15 protein-coding genes and 3 pseudogenes are annotated in these 15,400 nt (G+C 41.3%); 8 read left to right on the top strand and 10 right to left on the bottom strand.

Going from position 1 to position 15,400, the window contains the following annotated elements; all coding sequences use genetic code 11:
* Positions 1-74: 74 nt before the first annotated feature.
* Positions 75-1,700 carry a hypothetical protein gene (locus LKD46_RS12830; protein WP_110103442.1) on the top strand — a complete coding sequence of 542 codons (1,626 nt, stop codon included), beginning with the start codon at positions 75-77 and terminating at the stop codon, positions 1,698-1,700.
* A gap of 64 nt (positions 1,701-1,764) precedes the next feature.
* Here the strand turns inward: LKD46_RS12830 and LKD46_RS12825 are convergent, their stop codons facing one another.
* The 10 genes and pseudogenes from LKD46_RS12825 to LKD46_RS12780 all read right to left on the bottom strand — a co-directional run bounded on the left by LKD46_RS12825 (position 1,765) and on the right by LKD46_RS12780 (position 6,755).
* Positions 1,765-2,796, bottom strand: coding sequence for a recombinase family protein (locus LKD46_RS12825; protein ID WP_227574216.1), 1,032 nt, complete (start codon positions 2,794-2,796; stop codon positions 1,765-1,767).
* Positions 2,715-3,068 (bottom strand): annotated as a pseudogene (locus LKD46_RS16785) (ATP-dependent helicase); the annotation flags it as partial. The gene LKD46_RS12825 and the pseudogene LKD46_RS16785, both read right to left, overlap by 82 nt.
* Positions 3,064-3,417, bottom strand: a pseudogene (locus LKD46_RS12815) (hypothetical protein); the annotation flags it as partial. The pseudogenes LKD46_RS16785 and LKD46_RS12815, both read right to left, overlap by 5 nt.
* Before the next feature lie 54 nt (positions 3,418-3,471).
* Positions 3,472-3,657: a hypothetical protein gene (locus LKD46_RS12810; RefSeq protein WP_110103440.1), complete on the bottom strand. Its 186-nt coding sequence runs from the start codon at positions 3,655-3,657 to the stop codon at positions 3,472-3,474.
* Between the two features lie 66 nt (positions 3,658-3,723).
* Entirely contained in the window at positions 3,724-3,900 is a 177-nt protein-coding gene (locus LKD46_RS12805) for a hypothetical protein (protein ID WP_330383008.1), read from the bottom strand.
* Positions 3,901-3,927: 27 nt separating this feature from the next.
* Entirely contained in the window at positions 3,928-4,500 is a 573-nt protein-coding gene (locus tag LKD46_RS12800; RefSeq protein ID WP_173740051.1) for a DUF2815 family protein, read from the bottom strand.
* Positions 4,501-4,518: 18 nt separating this feature from the next.
* Positions 4,519-5,631 (bottom strand): annotated as a pseudogene (locus LKD46_RS12795) (DUF2800 domain-containing protein); the annotation flags it as partial.
* Position 5,632: 1 nt separating this feature from the next.
* The gene (locus tag LKD46_RS12790; protein WP_110103439.1) at positions 5,633-5,947 is read right to left on the bottom strand and encodes a DNA ligase; all 315 of its coding nucleotides are present in this window, start codon (positions 5,945-5,947) and stop codon (positions 5,633-5,635) included.
* Entirely contained in the window at positions 5,883-6,092 is a 210-nt protein-coding gene (locus LKD46_RS12785) for a hypothetical protein (protein WP_146207156.1), read from the bottom strand. Before LKD46_RS12785 ends, LKD46_RS12790 begins: the two co-directional genes overlap by 65 nt.
* A gap of 144 nt (positions 6,093-6,236) precedes the next feature.
* On the bottom strand, positions 6,237-6,755 hold the full coding sequence (locus tag LKD46_RS12780; RefSeq protein ID WP_110103438.1) for a helix-turn-helix transcriptional regulator: 519 nt from the start codon (positions 6,753-6,755) through the stop codon (positions 6,237-6,239).
* 311 nt (positions 6,756-7,066) lie between these two features.
* Between LKD46_RS12780 and LKD46_RS12775 the strand changes: the two genes are divergently transcribed.
* The 7 genes from LKD46_RS12775 to LKD46_RS12745 all read left to right on the top strand — a co-directional run bounded on the left by LKD46_RS12775 (position 7,067) and on the right by LKD46_RS12745 (position 15,389).
* Positions 7,067-7,969 carry a hypothetical protein gene (locus LKD46_RS12775; RefSeq protein WP_110103437.1) on the top strand — a complete coding sequence of 301 codons (903 nt, stop codon included), beginning with the start codon at positions 7,067-7,069 and terminating at the stop codon, positions 7,967-7,969.
* On the top strand, positions 7,959-8,606 hold the full coding sequence (locus LKD46_RS12770; RefSeq protein WP_118752505.1) for a hypothetical protein: 648 nt from the start codon (positions 7,959-7,961) through the stop codon (positions 8,604-8,606). The genes LKD46_RS12775 and LKD46_RS12770 overlap by 11 nt, the downstream gene beginning before the upstream one ends.
* Before the next feature lie 41 nt (positions 8,607-8,647).
* Complete coding sequence (locus LKD46_RS12765; RefSeq protein ID WP_008976224.1) at positions 8,648-8,848, top strand: helix-turn-helix domain-containing protein; 201 nt, start codon at positions 8,648-8,650, stop codon at positions 8,846-8,848.
* A gap of 21 nt (positions 8,849-8,869) precedes the next feature.
* Complete coding sequence (locus LKD46_RS12760) at positions 8,870-11,146, top strand: AAA family ATPase (protein ID WP_110103435.1); 2,277 nt, start codon at positions 8,870-8,872, stop codon at positions 11,144-11,146.
* Between the two features lie 83 nt (positions 11,147-11,229).
* Positions 11,230-13,332, top strand: coding sequence for a type I restriction-modification system subunit M (locus tag LKD46_RS12755; protein WP_110103434.1), 2,103 nt, complete (start codon positions 11,230-11,232; stop codon positions 13,330-13,332).
* 12 nt (positions 13,333-13,344) lie between these two features.
* The gene (locus LKD46_RS12750; protein WP_110103433.1) at positions 13,345-14,631 is read left to right on the top strand and encodes a restriction endonuclease subunit S; all 1,287 of its coding nucleotides are present in this window, start codon (positions 13,345-13,347) and stop codon (positions 14,629-14,631) included.
* Positions 14,631-15,389: a toll/interleukin-1 receptor domain-containing protein gene (locus LKD46_RS12745; RefSeq protein ID WP_110103432.1), complete on the top strand. Its 759-nt coding sequence runs from the start codon at positions 14,631-14,633 to the stop codon at positions 15,387-15,389. Before LKD46_RS12750 ends, LKD46_RS12745 begins: the two co-directional genes overlap by 1 nt.
* The last annotated feature ends 11 nt before the right edge of the window (positions 15,390-15,400 follow it).

The raw sequence follows: 15,400 nt of genomic DNA, 5'->3' as shown, positions 1-15,400 counted from the left end.
CCGACCGCAGTTTAAGCCACTCGATACTAAGGGGCAGACTTGGCAGTGGAATAGATAACAGGAGGATTTGAAAGATGATGGATAAAGATTATTTGTATCAGATTGATATTCGAGAATGGATAGAGAGAGGATTAGATGCTGACATAATGGTTCCTGTATCAGGAAATAAAATTGATAAAAAGTATGATATATACCTTCAGAGTTTTCTTCTTCCTTTGAATGAAGTTGAAAATGATATGGAAAATGATACATATAATGCACATACATTGATGCCTGGAATTACAGTTTACGGTTCTTGGGAGGATGATGAAAAGGTTTATCATCGTTGGGGAAATGACAATGGTTATGAACCACTTGTTATAAAAAGAGAATATAATGGCGTAGCTACAGATTCAATAGAAATTGTTGAAGAGTTTCGATTATTATTCAATCTGTATTTCAATTCACAAAAAAATGAATATATTGATGTTTCTAACGGTGAAGGAATTACCGTAGTGAAAATGAATGATAATGGGTATGTAACTATACATAAAAGATACTTAAAAACGTATCTAGCAGTAAAAGAAAAAGTATTGATGATACATATTGATAGCAGGTGCGTTTCTATCGATAATTCGGAAAAAATCAAGGAAGATGGATTGGTTTATAGAAATAGCGAAAACACAATTTTTTATGCACTTAATATCGGAAATACATCAACTGGACTAAAAAGGAAAAATTATTCCATCATTTATGCAAAAAATGTTGTCTCAGGTTGCAGTTTATGTGATAGTAATATTTGGCCGTATAATGAAGAAAAGACTTATGTTGATTTTATTATTGGTATAGATGAGAACGGAAAAGAAATACGCCATACTTGTAATCCGAAAGAATTAAACAACTACTTCGGGGCAAATCCAACAGCGCCGCACTATTTAACACCTGTATATTTTGACAGTGCAGTACTGAATAAGTATTATTCGAAACCTGAAATTTATAAAGTCGAAGATGGAATTATTCGATGTGGTGTATTGTGGTCATTGTATATTGATAATAGTAATTCAGATTATGTATCAGCTTATTTAGGTGATTTAGGAAGAGATTTACCAAGTGAAGCCGAGCAGCATTATTGGAGGGGATTTAACAAGTCGATTGGAGGAAAATTGAGCAAAACAAAAATAAAGAGAGATTTTATGTGTATTGCATCAGACTCAGAGTCTCCAGATTTTGTTTTTAAGAAAGCTTATACACGATTAAATAGAGTTTTCACTGAAAAGTATGGATGGCCTTTATTTTTATCATTAACAGAGCAGGATGCTTATAATTTTGAAATATTACGAGTTCCAGTAAATAATTCAATTACTGAGATGGATATGCTGGTTCTTTCTTTAGTCAAAATACTGATTGATTCTTTAAATGAAAAGAGCATTTCAAAACGGTTAACTGGTAATTACGAAAAACTTGTAGGTAGCATTTCAAAAATAGAAGCTTGGCTATGTGAAAGTAATATCGAAAACTATAATGAGCATATTAAGTTCTTGAGAAATCTACAGGAGTTACGTTCAAGTGGAACGGGACATCGTAAAGGAAAGGGATATCAAAAAATTACGAAAAAGCTTGATGTGAAAAAAGAAAACTATGCAGAAACCTTTTCCTGTTTGTTAAAAGATGCTACTAACTTTTTAACGTTCATGGAATTAAATATTGAAAATTTGAAATAAAATGAAAAGGCTCCCCATCACCGGGAATTATCCAGTGGTGGGGAGCCATTGTATATCTATAGAGTTATGCATCCACATCAATGCTGACGCCAGATTTCAATTCAACTATTATGCGGTCATCCCAGATGGTGATCTGCTTAATCCAGCGTCGCACCAGTGATTCATCGAATTCAGTAAGGAGGGCGGTCTGCTGTGAGATGTAATCCTGCAAGTCGTTAATTCTCTTTATCTGTTCATCCCTTGCGGCGGTATCGACAGTGGTTTTCTGACGAAGTTCTCGGAATCTGAAGATCTCATCCGCTATTTCGTCGTAGTCCTCTTTACTGTTGGCTTTTTGAATCAGCTCCTGTTGCAGGGCCATTAGCTTCTTGTCAATGCTGTCTATGGCTGTTACCTGTGAAGCTCGGATGACTGCGGCAATGTTAAGCTGGAGCTGTGCCTGATAGTTATTTTTGTCGCCGAGTAATTGATTGATGGCATTGACAACGGCATCCTGAAGAACCAGCTCATTGATGGTTCGAGCGTGGCATTCAAGTCCGGTGGATTCCAGCCTGCTGATGCAGCGCCAGACAATTGATTTGACGCCTCGATTGTTCCAGTGGAGTCTTCGGAACATTTCACCGCATTCGCCGAAAATGACGATTTGGGAGAAGCAGTGATTGCAACTGTAGCTTCGTTTTTTGCCATTGTCACTGGTTTTTACCACTCGTCTGCGGACAAGTTCTTCCTGTATCTGCTGGTAAATGTTCTTCGGAATAAGGGCTTCGTGATCGCCTTCTACATAGTATTGTGGAACAAGACCGTTATTTTTAACTCTGGTCTTGTTTAGAAAGTCTGTAGTGTAGGTCTTTTGAAGCAGGGCATCACCGATGTATTTCTCGTTTCGGAGAATTTTGTTGATGGTGCTTGTGTGCCACTTTTCCCCTCCGGCACCGGTAAGGATACCGTCACGCTCCAGGCCTGCAGCAATCTTGTCCATACTGAGACCTTCTAAATATTCTCGATAAATGCGCTTTACGATTTCTGCCTGTTCTGGATCGATGATGAGGTTGCCGTCCGCGTCTTTCGTGTATCCAAGAAAACGATTGTGGTTGATTTGTATTTTCCTTTTGTGATGATATGCTCTATCACCACGGTTCCGGCGGCTTGGCCCTGTCTCCAAAGTCGGGCGTTGGTCTGCTGATATAATTCCAGTGACCATGTCAGACCAAACCAGATAAGGGTGGAACCGCCAGCCTGTAGATTGAGTCCATGACCAGCAGATGCAGGATGAATGACTGCGACTGGTATCTTTCCAGCATTCCAGTCGGTGATGTCCTTGCTGGACTTTATTTCTCTCACATCAAAGCGCTTTTTGATTCGTGACACCTTCCAAGGAGAGTGGAAGCCCCATCGTGGCGGACCATATCATAGAGCAACGCCAGCTTTCCGGTTTCAGATATTCTCCGGTCGGATAACCTAAGAAACGAGAAAGACAGATGCGTTCAAAGGTAGCGTTGAAGGCCCACTTGATGACACATTCATCCTCTAGAGCAAGAAGGATTTCTTTTGGAATCTGTTCTCCGCAGGCAAGATCAATGACCTGAACGGGCTGGTTATCTACACTGTAGGCAAAGAGTAAGATTTCAAAATCAGGTGACTCTACATAGCGATATACTCCGGTTTTCTGAAGTGGCACATCGCTGTAGGTTTCAATATCGATACTGAGTGTTTTCATGAGATTGTCCTTTCTACAAAACAGGCAGCAGAGAAATCCCTGCCGCCTGCCTTGTTACTGTTTATCTTTATTGGATTTATATTTATTGATGTCACGACGAATGTGGTATACCGCATAACTAACAAGGTAAAAAATGATTTTTCCTACGTTGTAGATGATGAAGCCATATACCGCCGCAAAAAAGGTATAGGAGATGACATTAGCAATAAATAGATTTAAGATTTCTGCAAATTCATTCATAGGTTGTCTCCTTTTGTCAGAAAATGTGCTGGCGGCAGTGAGTTCCACCGCCAGCAGGTTGATAGATTACTTAAAGTCTTTCATGCGCTTTTCGTGGTATTCGAGGTCGCGCTTGTCTTTTTCCTGCTCACGCTTTTCACGTTTATGGTCGTTGATGATACTCTGAATCATAGAGATTGCAGTAGTGAGACCGACGCAAGCGAAGCAGCCGATACAGATGTTTACAAGAATTGTGCTAATCACGATTGTCTCCATAGTTTGCTACCTCCATTAGTCAAGAAAATCATCGTCGTTATCAGTTGCAAAGTCAGATTCAGCAGATGCCTTACCGCCAAGAGGCTCGCCATCATGAATCTTCTGCAAATTGTTAAGGCCACAGGCGATGCCTTTATTGCCAGAGCTGTTGAAAGCGTAAAAACTGATGCTGGCACGACCGTAGATTCCAGAGTAAACCTCAGAACGAGTGAGGATAGGATTGCGGTCTGCATCTACGATACCAGGTGCAGAGGTTGCATTTGCATTCACAAAGAAGCTGCCAGCGTATGCAGGATCGTCCGGTCTTTCAAGATCTCCGTCACGAAGAGGCGTCTTAAGTACAGAAAGAGCAGGTACGGATTTACCATTGCCCTTGAGCTTTGCTTCACCTTCACGGTATGCAGCCTCGATAGCAGCTTCAATCTTTGCAACAGTCTTTGTGTCGGATTTTGGGATAATCAGGCTGACACTATATTTCGGAGTGCCACCGTTGATGGATTTAGGTTCCCAGACGTTGGCATAGCTCCAACGTGTGTTAGGACCAGTGATAACCTTCATGGGATTTGTCATTTTTACATTTTTACTCATTGTCATATTCCTCCATAAATCATTTTTTGCTGTGTTCATTGCCGGGCGTTTATCGCTTTCCGGCACAAGAGTAGGTTTGCCTTGTGGCTTTTCAATATAGGCTGCAAGGAGTTCCTCGAAGCGAGATTTGCCGAGTAGCTTTTGCATAGCAGTGATACCAAGTAGCTTCTTTTCATAAGGGTCAAAACCAGCAGATTCGACAGCCTTTGATACAGCGGCTTCGTTGGTATATCTGCGATTAGAGCGACCTTCGACCAGCTTCCAACCGGTCCATTCTTTACCGCTGATTGCCTGCTGGAGTGCATACTCCTTGATGTCGTTGGCCCAGGAGACCAGCTCGTCGACACGGGAAAGAATGACTTCAATTTCTGAATCCGTAAGCAGTGGTGGCAGTTTGAAATCGTGCTGTGCGAGTAGAAGATTGGCTTCTGCTCTGGCCCGGCATTCATGCTTTGCCTTACAGAATCCGCACCATTCACCGCACAGGAAGTTTCCATCACTGGCAAAGGCGAGGTCTGCGGTAGGCTTCAGAACTTCATCGGCCCACTGATACAGGTCATCCTTACTGACTTCATAGGTAGAAACGTTCTGACGTCTGGGCTGGTAGATGGTCATGCTGACCGTATCGATGTCATAAATATCATCGAAAAGCTCCAGAGCGCCAAGAGCGTAGCATTTCATCTGTGGATTGTCTTCAGCGCAAACAAGTATTCCAAGACCGTGTTTGTAGTCAATCACATGCATAGTTCCATCGCTGATGAGAATAGCATCTGAGGTTCCGAAGCCTTGTTCCACCCAACGGGAAAAGTCCACTCGTTGTTCAATCAGAACAACTGGATCGGAGCAGGTCTGCTTGGCATCTTCCAAAAGCTCCATAATAAAGCTGGCGTACCCGGTGGCACAATCTTCCATTTCGGCGTTGTACCAGTCGAGACTTTTGGTTGGATCAGTAGCTTCCATGCCGAGAGCTTTAAGGAGCTTGTATTCACAAAGAGCGTGTGCGTCGGTACCTTCTGCAGCATAATCACTACCTTTATCCTCATAGGTTTCGCAGAGTCTTGCTGACGGTGGGCAGTGGAGCCAGCGGTCAGAAGATGATGCGGAGAGGATTGAATGTCCTTTAGGTGGCATATTAGAGCACCTCCACTTCCCTAAGCAGGGCTTCATAATGTTTCGGGTCTACGAGTGACAACTTGCTTGCACCGTACTTTTTAAGAAGCTCTCGAATTTCAGCTGTATGCCCGGCACGAGATTTATCAGCCAGAACAGCTCGAACTTCCTCAAGGGTCAATGCAGTTTTCGCAGGAGCAGCAGGGGCTTCTGCTTTTTCAGTAGCTTCGGATGCTCCTCCAAACTGCTGTGCGAGCCAGTTTGCTACATCGTTAATAGCAGCGGCGGCATTTCTCAGCTCTTCGATGGTCATAGCCATATCGCTCATTTTTGACATTTTCTGTTCCTCCTTCCTCGGATTGTCTGTGTGCGGCGATGATTCTGAGATTCTTCGCCATTCTTGCGGATACCTGACTGATTGCAGTGAGAGTAGCAATCACTTCTGCGTCAGTGCCGCTTCGGTTGTGAAAAGTCTGTTTCACGATGTTCACCTCGCTTTCTGTAGGTCGCTTTGTTTCGCCTTACACTACTCAATGGAGGTGAGATTGCCGTTTGGCCGAAAAAATATAAAAAAGTTTTTGAAAAGAAAAATCGTCCCCTAAAAAATCAGAGGACGACCATTCATATTAGATGTAGTCCTTAAGCTCGGAGCGGAGCTTCTGGAACAGCTTGTCCCTGCGATACACGAATGTATTACGAGAGAGGCCCATTTCCTTGCCGCAGTCACGTTCCGATTTTCCTTCCATAATAAGCTGGCAGATAAGACGGCCTTCCGGGTCCAGCTCGTTCAGCTTTGCGTAGAGGGCACGAAGAAGTTCTGCGTCCTCCATTAATTCAGCGATAGCTGCGGATTCATCCGGCATGTCATCAAGCCAGCTCTTTTCATTTCCTTCACCGTCGCTTACGGTGTTATCGAGAGAAAGCTGATCGCCAGCCTTGACATACGGACAGGTCATACAGTCCATGTCGCATAAATAGCGTTTGCTTGCAGGGCAGACACAACGGCCATGTTCCTGCTGGCGTTTACGGTAGGCGTTGATGTCACGGTAGTAGTTCGTGTAGAACTCCTTGTTTACGTCTACCCAGCTTTTGGATTCCTTGATGTAGATACGATACTGTTTGCTCTGATTGTCTTTGTTTGCCATAACATTTACCTCCTGTGATTGGCATAGATTTGTGACCAGTCACAGGTGGAAACAGAGATTTCAGGCATATTTCGCTGTAGAGTTTATTGTTCGTTCATACTCGCTACATTGAAAATAATGTCGAAAAGTGTTATGATGATTTAGTAGGGTTTGTTGGGGGTTGCTCTGGTTTATATTCATCAGATTCGACGGCCGACAAACATCAAAAAATCCCTGTGGCTTTTCACAGGGCTAGAAAATAGTAAGTTGAGTAGGCCTGCCATTCACAGTTGAGTAAGTTGAGTAGGTAAATTTGGTTAGAGGGACAATCAATGACAAAAAATGAAAATTTAAGACTGTGTGGCGGTACGTTTTTCACCTTGCTTTTAGAGGCTAGAAAGCAACTGCTGGGTGCAAATGAACACTACGCAGGAAAAAAAGATGGATTAACTGAATATGAAACTTTGATTGGTTTGGCCAGAGTGATACGTTCTGATTTAGCGACACCAATGCCGACTGAAATTAAAACAATTCAGGGTAACGCTTCAGAATATAAGAAATGTAAGAATGCAGGCGGAGGCTACTTCCCGTTCGGTGATAAAACGGCATTGAGAGTTTTTGACGAAAGAGTGAAGAACGAGTATGTGGATACATTGAGAAAAATGTGCCGCTTTGTGGATGACTTCATTGATGCTGGAGGAGATATAAAAAAAGACGAGCTACTCGTGAAAGCACTCGTCGAATTAATATCGTTGGATAATTGCATTGATGATAGCCAATCTTTCTATATCAAAGAAGATGGAACAACAGCGCAGAAAAAAGAACTCATAAATATGAAAGAAATTCCTTTGCAGTCATTTCTATTAGGTATATTTCATTATTCGGTATGTAGTGTTGATAATGTAGTTGGAGCTGAAACATTCGATTTCTGGTGTCCGTCTGCCGGTGGAGCAAAAAGGACTTACAAAGGAGATATTGGTGCCGATTGGCCAGTAGATATCAAACTCAGATACATTCAGCTTGAAGATTGTGACATAGCTGAGAATGATGCTAATGGCTCACCAGAAGATGTCATAGTTGAAGCGGACTGTGAAGATCCTCATCAGAACAAAGAAAAATCTAAACAGCAAATGGTTTTTAATTTCAACGTAACTGGAAATAACAATAGCTTCATTCAGCATGTCGATAGCATTACGAACAATTATTATGGAGGGCAGAAAAAAGATGGAGAATAAATTACAGCCATCACAACCGGGAGCTTTGCAAGCGCAAACACCGAATACGACATTTAATTTGCCCGGTAACAATAATACATTGGTAGCTCATACAGACGCTGTGAACAATACCTATAGCGTAATGATGGTGGGTGGGGCACCACCCATGCCGGGAAGCCCTAACGCAGTGCACACCATTACATTAAATACAGATTTCTATCACCTTCTGGTTGTTGGAGATGATGAATTAAATCCTCAGTACTGTCATTGCCTTGTTCGAAAGGACAGAGCAATAACGGAAAGTACCTCAAAAGAACTGAAAGCAGCTTATGCGGCTTTGCCAGAAGATGCAATATCGGTGCTGAAAACCTATCCGGCAATTATTGCGACTGAGAACCACACTTATGGGAAAACAGATGAAGACCACTATGCTGCGTATGGGTTGATTGTTGATGTAAAGATTCAGGACAATGGCATTAAAGTATATTATCAAATACTTAACTGGATACCACAGCAGAAAATAAATGAACTTCGGTTTGAACTCGGAATCGAAGGCTGCAGCGGAACGAATGAATTGAATCGTATGCACTGGGCAATAAAAAAGATAAATGCAGTAGAGGTATTAAGGGAAGCTGGGATACAAGTCTTTTCTTTATAAATACGCAACCACTCATCTGGAATCGAACATGGAGGAATAATATGAGTGCAGAATATGAAAACATGCAAGTTGAAAAATGGGTAAACCTTGAAGATGTAGCAGAACACCTAAGTTTGAGTCAGGATACAGTCCGTACTTGGATAAAAGAAGGAAAATTACCTGTATATAAAGCTGGAAAACGATATAAATTCAAAATCTCTGAAGTTGACGAATGGGTCAGAGAAGGAAAAATTAAAGAATAGAAGCAGGAGGTAGATTTGCATATGAACCCTAAAATGAAATCAGCAATAGAAAAAATAACGTTAAACGATGCCACATTTTCCAATGAGGTTATAGAACCGACGTATGTAAATTTCTTCTATGGGAAGAATGGTGCAGGCAAATCTACCATTGCACGAACGTTTAAGGCAAACGATGAGCGTTTACAGTGGCAAGCTGGGAAGGCATCAACTGACTATGATGTTCTTGTGTATGATACAGATTTTATAAATGCTAACTTGCGTAACTATGGAAATCTTGCTGGTGTATTCACCGTAAATGAAACTAATATTGCTATTCAAGAGCAGGTTGATACACTCAATGCAGAACGCAAGAAAATGGGTGAGGAATATAACGGACATAAGGCCGCTATAGACCAGAAAACAGCGGATAAGAATACCGCTTTATCGACATTTCAATCAGACTGCTGGAGCAAGAGTGCGGAAGCCAGAACACTATTCGATGAAGCTATTAAGGGTAAGAAAAAAGCTGCATTATTCGCTCAAGAAATTTTAGCAATTACGCCGGTTGCTCATGATGTTGAAGATTTAAAAACTCTATATGGGACCGTTTTTTCTGGCGATGCACAGCAGTACAACATGCTGTCTAAGGCAGGTAAAGTTACCTATGCATCCCTGCCGGGATATGAATTGATGGGAAAACCAATCTCCAGCAGCAGTGATACGGACTTTGCAAAATTTATTAAAGCCCTAAAAGCTACTGATTGGGTGCGAAGTGGTCATACTCATTTTGCTGGCCAGACAGACGGAAAATGCCCATATTGCCAGCAAAAACTCCCGTCTAACTTTGATAAAGAAATAGCTGCATGCTTTGATGCACAGTATCAAGATGACATCTCTGCGATTAATGCTTTTCAAAGAACATATGAATCAGAGATGGATTCCGTTGTAGCAACGCTGGAGGGCAATGTATCTGCTGCTATGCCGGAATTAGACTTGTCAGAATATGAAGTAAAAGTTCAGCTTCTTGTGGATGCGATAACCATTAATAAACAGAGAATTGCAGCAAAGATTAAAGAGCCGACATCCATTGCTTCCTTAGAAGATACTGATAGTTTGCTCATTGAGATTGGCACTCTGATTGATGGCTTTAATAAGAAAATCAAAGAAAATAACGAGATAGTCAGAGACCTCAAAACAAAGAAGGTTCTATGCAAAAAGCAGGTGTGGGAGTATCTTGCAGAGCTTTTGAAAGCTGATGTAGCTGCGTACAACAAAGCACTGTCTGATTTGGACACTGAAATAAAAGCATTGAAAGATAAAATGGAACAGTTAAAAAAGGATGCTACTGCCAAGAAGAAAGAGGCCAATGAACTAAACAAACAGATTGTGAATACTGAGGCCACTATCGATAGCATCAATGTTCTGCTTGATAATTCTGGTTTTGAAGGTTTCCATCTTCGTGCAAAGGACGGAGTAGCAAATACATATGAGGTTATTCGGCCGGATGGAACTGTTGCAGAAAAACTGAGCGAAGGTGAAAGAAACTTTATTGCATTCTTGTATTACTATCACCTTGTGAAAGGAAGCCTTAATAGTGAAGCTGTAAAAGATAAAATTGTTGTTATTGATGACCCGGTATCCAGTATGGATAGTGGAGCATTGTTCATCGTCAGTGCTCTGGTCAGAGAGATGATTGAGGTTTGTTACAACAATACGGACTATCGAAGCCATAAAGTCGACGGCGACTATATTAAGCAGATTTTCATTCTGACTCACAATGTTTATTTCCATAAGGAAATTACGCATCACCAAGCAAAGAGATATCACAGCGTTTCGTTCTATATGATTCGTAAGATAGAAAACATTTCTTCAGTTAAACTTTGTGTGCGTCAGAGTCAGAGAGTACCTACCGAGCAAGAGAACTATAATCCAATTCAAAACTCGTATGCTGCTCTGTGGGATGAATATAAGGAACTGAAAACAGCAAATACGGTGAAGAATGTAATCCGACATATTCTTGAATACTACTTTATTCAGATATGTGGCTACGAAGGAAACGACCTTCACAAGATTGTTCTGGAACAGAATAAGCTGTTGTTTGTGGATGAAGTGGAAGGACAGAAGCCTAATTATGACCGATACAACCTTGCTTCAAGCATGCTCACATATATGAACGACGGCCCAGCTGTTATAAGTGATGGCTTCAACTATATTGATGATGGCAGTGATGTGGAACAGTGCAAAAAAGTGTTTGAGTTGATTTTCACTGCCATGCATCAGGAACAGCACTATAAGATGATGATGGGAATCGAGGACTAAGTCCCGATTTTTGGACACTTAAACATATAAAATTAACAATGACTAGGGTTAGGAAGCTCTTAGTCTGATTGGAGGAAAATATAATGGCACAAAAGCAGACTATCGATGCAATGTGGGACGATAGCCCTATCGATGTATCAACAGAGGTGAATTTTATCTGGTCTATTGCAAATAAGCTGCGTGGTACATACCAGAGTGATAAATATAAAGATGTAATCATTCCGATGGTTATCATCAGACGTTTTGAGTGTGCGCTGGAACCTACCAAAGACAAGGTGGTTGCACAGTTTAAAGCAAACCCAAATTACCCGGCAAAAGCTATGTATCGTATTTCGGGGTTTCAGTTCTACAATACTAGTGAATTTACACTTGCAGAATTGATTAATGATGCCGACAATTTAGCAGCCAACTTTAAAGCGTATCTTCAGAGTTTTTCTCCTAATGTGCAGGAGATTATTGTGTCTGCTGAGAAAGGTTTGGACTTTTATAAGCAAATTGACAAGATGGATAAAAACGATCGCCTGTTAAGTGTCGTCAAAGCATTTTCAGAATTGGATTTGAATCCTCGCACGATTGATAACGTAAAGATGGGATACATTTTCGAGGATTTAATTCGTAGATTCTCTGAAAACGCTGAGGCTGGTGATCATTACACTGGACGAGATATCATTAAATTGATGGTAAATATTTTGTTAGCTGAAGGCTGTGACGATATCTTTGACGACGGAAAAGTAATTACAGTTTTGGATCAAGCATGTGGTACAGGTGGTATGCTCTCCACAAGCTATAACTTCATTAAGAGATATAATCCTACTGCAGATGTTCGTCTTTTTGGGCAGGAAATCAATCCGGAATCTTATGCTATCTGTCTTGCAGAAATGCTCATCAAAGGTCAGAATGCAGAGAATATCTGCTATCAGGACACTATGAAGAAAGATCGATTTGCTGAAACCAAGATGCGCTTTGTTATTGAAAATCCGCCATTTGGTACTCCGTGGGGAGGTAAAGATGCAGCTGAAGGTGTAGAAAAAGCAGTTAATGATGAATATGCAAAGGGATTTGAAGGCCGTTGGGGTGCTGGGCTCCCTGGTTCCGGCGATATGCAGATGCTGTTTTTGCAATCTGCTATTGACAAAATGGATGATAACTTTGGTCGTGCTGCTATTATTGAAAATGGTAGTCCATTATTTTCAGGTGGTACAGCTTCTGGCGAAAGCCAAATTCGTCGTTGGATGTTAGAAAACGATTTAATCGAAGCAATTATTGCATTGCCAACAGATCTGTTTTACAACACGGGCATAGCTACATATATCTGGGTGCTTTCAAAAAATAAACGTGCTGAGCGCAAGGGCAAGATTCAGTTGATAGATGCTTCGTCCTTCTTCCACAAACTGCGCAAGGCTCTGGGTGATAAGAAAAATGAAATATCTCCGGAAGACCGCAGCACCGTAACGAAGCTCTATGCAGAATTTGCAGAAAACGAGTACTGCAAGATTTACGACAACGAGGAGTTCATTTACCGTGAGTACACGGTTATGCAGCCTCTTCAGCGTAGCTATGCCATTACAGAGGAGCGTATCGAAGCTATGCTGTCTAAGGGTGCGCTTTCTTCTCTCTATGATCAGGCTAAGGTTAATGAATTGGAGAATGCTGAAGAACTAACTGGCAAAGAACAGAAAAAATTGGAATCATTCCAAAACAATCAGGCCTTATACGATGAGATTATTACTACATTGAAAGCTGTCACTTCAGAACAAGTATATAATTCACCGACTGAGTTTATGCCTGTACTGACTAAGGCACTTGCTTCGGCAACATCTGATAAAAAATTGCTCGACAAGATTGCTAATGGCCTCTCTATTATGGATAAGAATGCAGAAATTCAACGTGACCGCAAGGGAAGGATTATTTACGACAAAGAAACCAAGGACACCGAACTGGTGAAATGGGAGGAAAGCATCGAAGATTATATGGCACGTGAGGTTTTGCCTCATATCCCGGATGCCGCCGCTTTCTTTGAGGAAGATCTTGGAAAGAAAAAACCTGTCATCAAGACCGGTGCTGAAATCCCATTCACGCGGTATTTCTACAAATATCAGGCATCAACGCCAAGTGAAGAGCTGGAAACAAAGTTTATGGAACTGGAATTTTCGGTTTCAAAGCGTGTGGCAAAGCTGTTTGAGTAAGGTGGTGCTGATATGAGAGAAATGAAAGCGAGTGGAATCTCTTGGTTGGGAGAGCTTCCCTCCAATTGGGAACTAAGAAAAATAAAATACTGTTTGCAAGAACGAGTTGAGAAAAATAATCCTGTTAGGACAACAGAAATTCTTTCGTTGACTGCTAAACAAGGCGTCATTCCATACGATCAAAAAGAAGGTGGAGGAAACAAACCTAAAGAGGATGTGAGTGCATACAGACTGGCTTATCCTGGGGATATCGTAATGAATAGCATGAATATATTGTCTGGCTCTGTGGGGCTGTCGCAATATTTTGGTTGTGTTAGTCCTGTTTATTATATGCTTCGCCCTTGGAATGCAAAGGAAGATGTACGCTACTATAACTATATCTTTCAGACAACGATGTTTCAACGCAGTTTGTTTGGACTTGGAAATGGCATTCTTATTAAAGAATCTGGAAATGGAAAATTGAATACAATTCGAATGCGCATTCCGATGGATAAGTTTGGCGGCCTTTTTATACCGGTTGCTCCAACAGGTGAGCAGCACCGCATTGCCGATTTTCTCGATGCTAAATGCGCTGAAATTGATGTGCTGACCACCGACATTCAAACTCAGATCGACACGCTGGAGCAGTACAAGCGGTCTGTTATCACCGAAACTGTCACCAAAGGACTGAATCCCGATGCCGAGATGAAGGACAGCGGGATTCAATGGATTGGCAATATGCCTTCACATTGGGAGGTTATTCGTGGCAAGTACATTCTACGATATATGCAGAAGCCGGTGCGTGATGATGATGGTGTAATAACCTGTTTCCGCGATGGTGAGGTAACCCTGAGAAGCAATCGACGTGAAGATGGTTTTACGATGTCTGATAAAGAAATCGGTTATCAAGGCATTGATATCGGTGATCTGGTTGTACATGGTATGGACGGCTTTGCAGGCGCTATTGGCATTTCTGATTCAAGAGGCAAGGCGTCACCTGTGCTTAATGTTTTAGATACCAACCAAAACAAGCGATACATTATGTACTATCTTCGTAGCATGGCGTACAGTGATGTATTCCTTGCACTGGCAACCGGAATTCGAGTTCGTTCTTGTGATTTGCGTTGGAACAAGTTAGCGGATCTTTCATATCCTGTTCCACCGCTGGATGAACAAAAAGCGATTGTTGAACATGTCGATGCAGTGCTTGCAAAGGCGGATGATGTTATCTCTGATAAGAAAGAGCAGCTTGCAACACTTGACGAATATAAGAAATCACTCATCTTTGAGTATGTAACTGGGAAGAAGGAGGTTGTCTAATGGCTACTTTTGAAGAACAACTTAATAATCTGCTAGAAAGGACTCATTCTATTAAAAGCCCAATTAATGCAGCGGCAATCGGTACGGATATAAACGAATATAATCGTCCGAGTGAAGTATGGATCAATGATGTAGAGATTTTTTACAATAATTATCTTAAAGAACATCCATTAGGCGACCGCATGAAAACAATTCTGTTTCATAGAAATCTGGATGCTTACAAAAATCTCGTTGGATGTTTGGAGAGCATCAGTAAGGACCAAGATTTTATAAATAAAATGAACGGAATTTCAATGGTTAGTGTACCAAAGTATCAGGCAAAAACCTTGCCTGAATTTGATGTGTTTATTTCCCATGCTAACAAGGACAAAGAAGATTTGATTGAAGAATTATATCAGTCATTAAACAAACTGGGGATTAAGATTTTTTATGATAAAGAGTCTTTGGAGTGGGGAGATAATTGGAAGGATCGTATTCTGAACGGCACGAAAAAAGCAGAGTTTGCAATTATCGTTATTTCGGAAAACTTCTTTGATCGAGAGTGGACCGAGCGTGAATTGAATGAGTTTTTAAATCGACAGAATAGAAATGGACAGAAGCTGATTCTTCCGATTTTGCACAACATTACGGTTTCACAGTTACAAGAAAAGTATCCATCTATAGCGGATATACAAGCGATTGACTCATCCAAGTATAGTTGCGACCAGATTGCTTTGCTTTTTGCACGTCAACTAATCAAACGGCTGAAAAGTGAGTAAGGAGGGATAAT

This window comes from Blautia fusiformis (assembly GCF_020686995.1).
Lineage (GTDB): Bacteria > Bacillota > Clostridia > Lachnospirales > Lachnospiraceae > Blautia_A > Blautia_A fusiformis.
Note: the sequence above shows the minus strand (reverse complement) of the source record. Positions and strands in the feature narration are given on the sequence as shown.

What these genes read in the sequence shown, in the direction of transcription:
- LKD46_RS12830 (WP_110103442.1), top strand. Translation starts at nt 75, where the DNA reads ATGATGGATAAAGATTATTTGTATCAGATTGATATTCGAGAATGGATA.
- LKD46_RS12810 (WP_110103440.1), bottom strand. Translation starts at nt 3,657, where the DNA reads ATGAATGAATTTGCAGAAATCTTAAATCTATTTATTGCTAATGTCATC.
- LKD46_RS12800 (WP_173740051.1), bottom strand. Translation starts at nt 4,500, where the DNA reads ATGAGTAAAAATGTAAAAATGACAAATCCCATGAAGGTTATCACTGGT.
- LKD46_RS12790 (WP_110103439.1), bottom strand. Translation starts at nt 5,947, where the DNA reads ATGTCAAAAATGAGCGATATGGCTATGACCATCGAAGAGCTGAGAAAT.
- LKD46_RS12780 (WP_110103438.1), bottom strand. Translation starts at nt 6,755, where the DNA reads ATGGCAAACAAAGACAATCAGAGCAAACAGTATCGTATCTACATCAAG.
- LKD46_RS12775 (WP_110103437.1), top strand. Translation starts at nt 7,067, where the DNA reads ATGACAAAAAATGAAAATTTAAGACTGTGTGGCGGTACGTTTTTCACC.
- LKD46_RS12770 (WP_118752505.1), top strand. Translation starts at nt 7,959, where the DNA reads ATGGAGAATAAATTACAGCCATCACAACCGGGAGCTTTGCAAGCGCAA.
- LKD46_RS12765 (WP_008976224.1), top strand. Translation starts at nt 8,648, where the DNA reads ATGAGTGCAGAATATGAAAACATGCAAGTTGAAAAATGGGTAAACCTT.
- LKD46_RS12760 (WP_110103435.1), top strand. Translation starts at nt 8,870, where the DNA reads ATGAACCCTAAAATGAAATCAGCAATAGAAAAAATAACGTTAAACGAT.
- LKD46_RS12755 (WP_110103434.1), top strand. Translation starts at nt 11,230, where the DNA reads ATGGCACAAAAGCAGACTATCGATGCAATGTGGGACGATAGCCCTATC.
- LKD46_RS12750 (WP_110103433.1), top strand. Translation starts at nt 13,345, where the DNA reads ATGAGAGAAATGAAAGCGAGTGGAATCTCTTGGTTGGGAGAGCTTCCC.
- LKD46_RS12745 (WP_110103432.1), top strand. Translation starts at nt 14,631, where the DNA reads ATGGCTACTTTTGAAGAACAACTTAATAATCTGCTAGAAAGGACTCAT.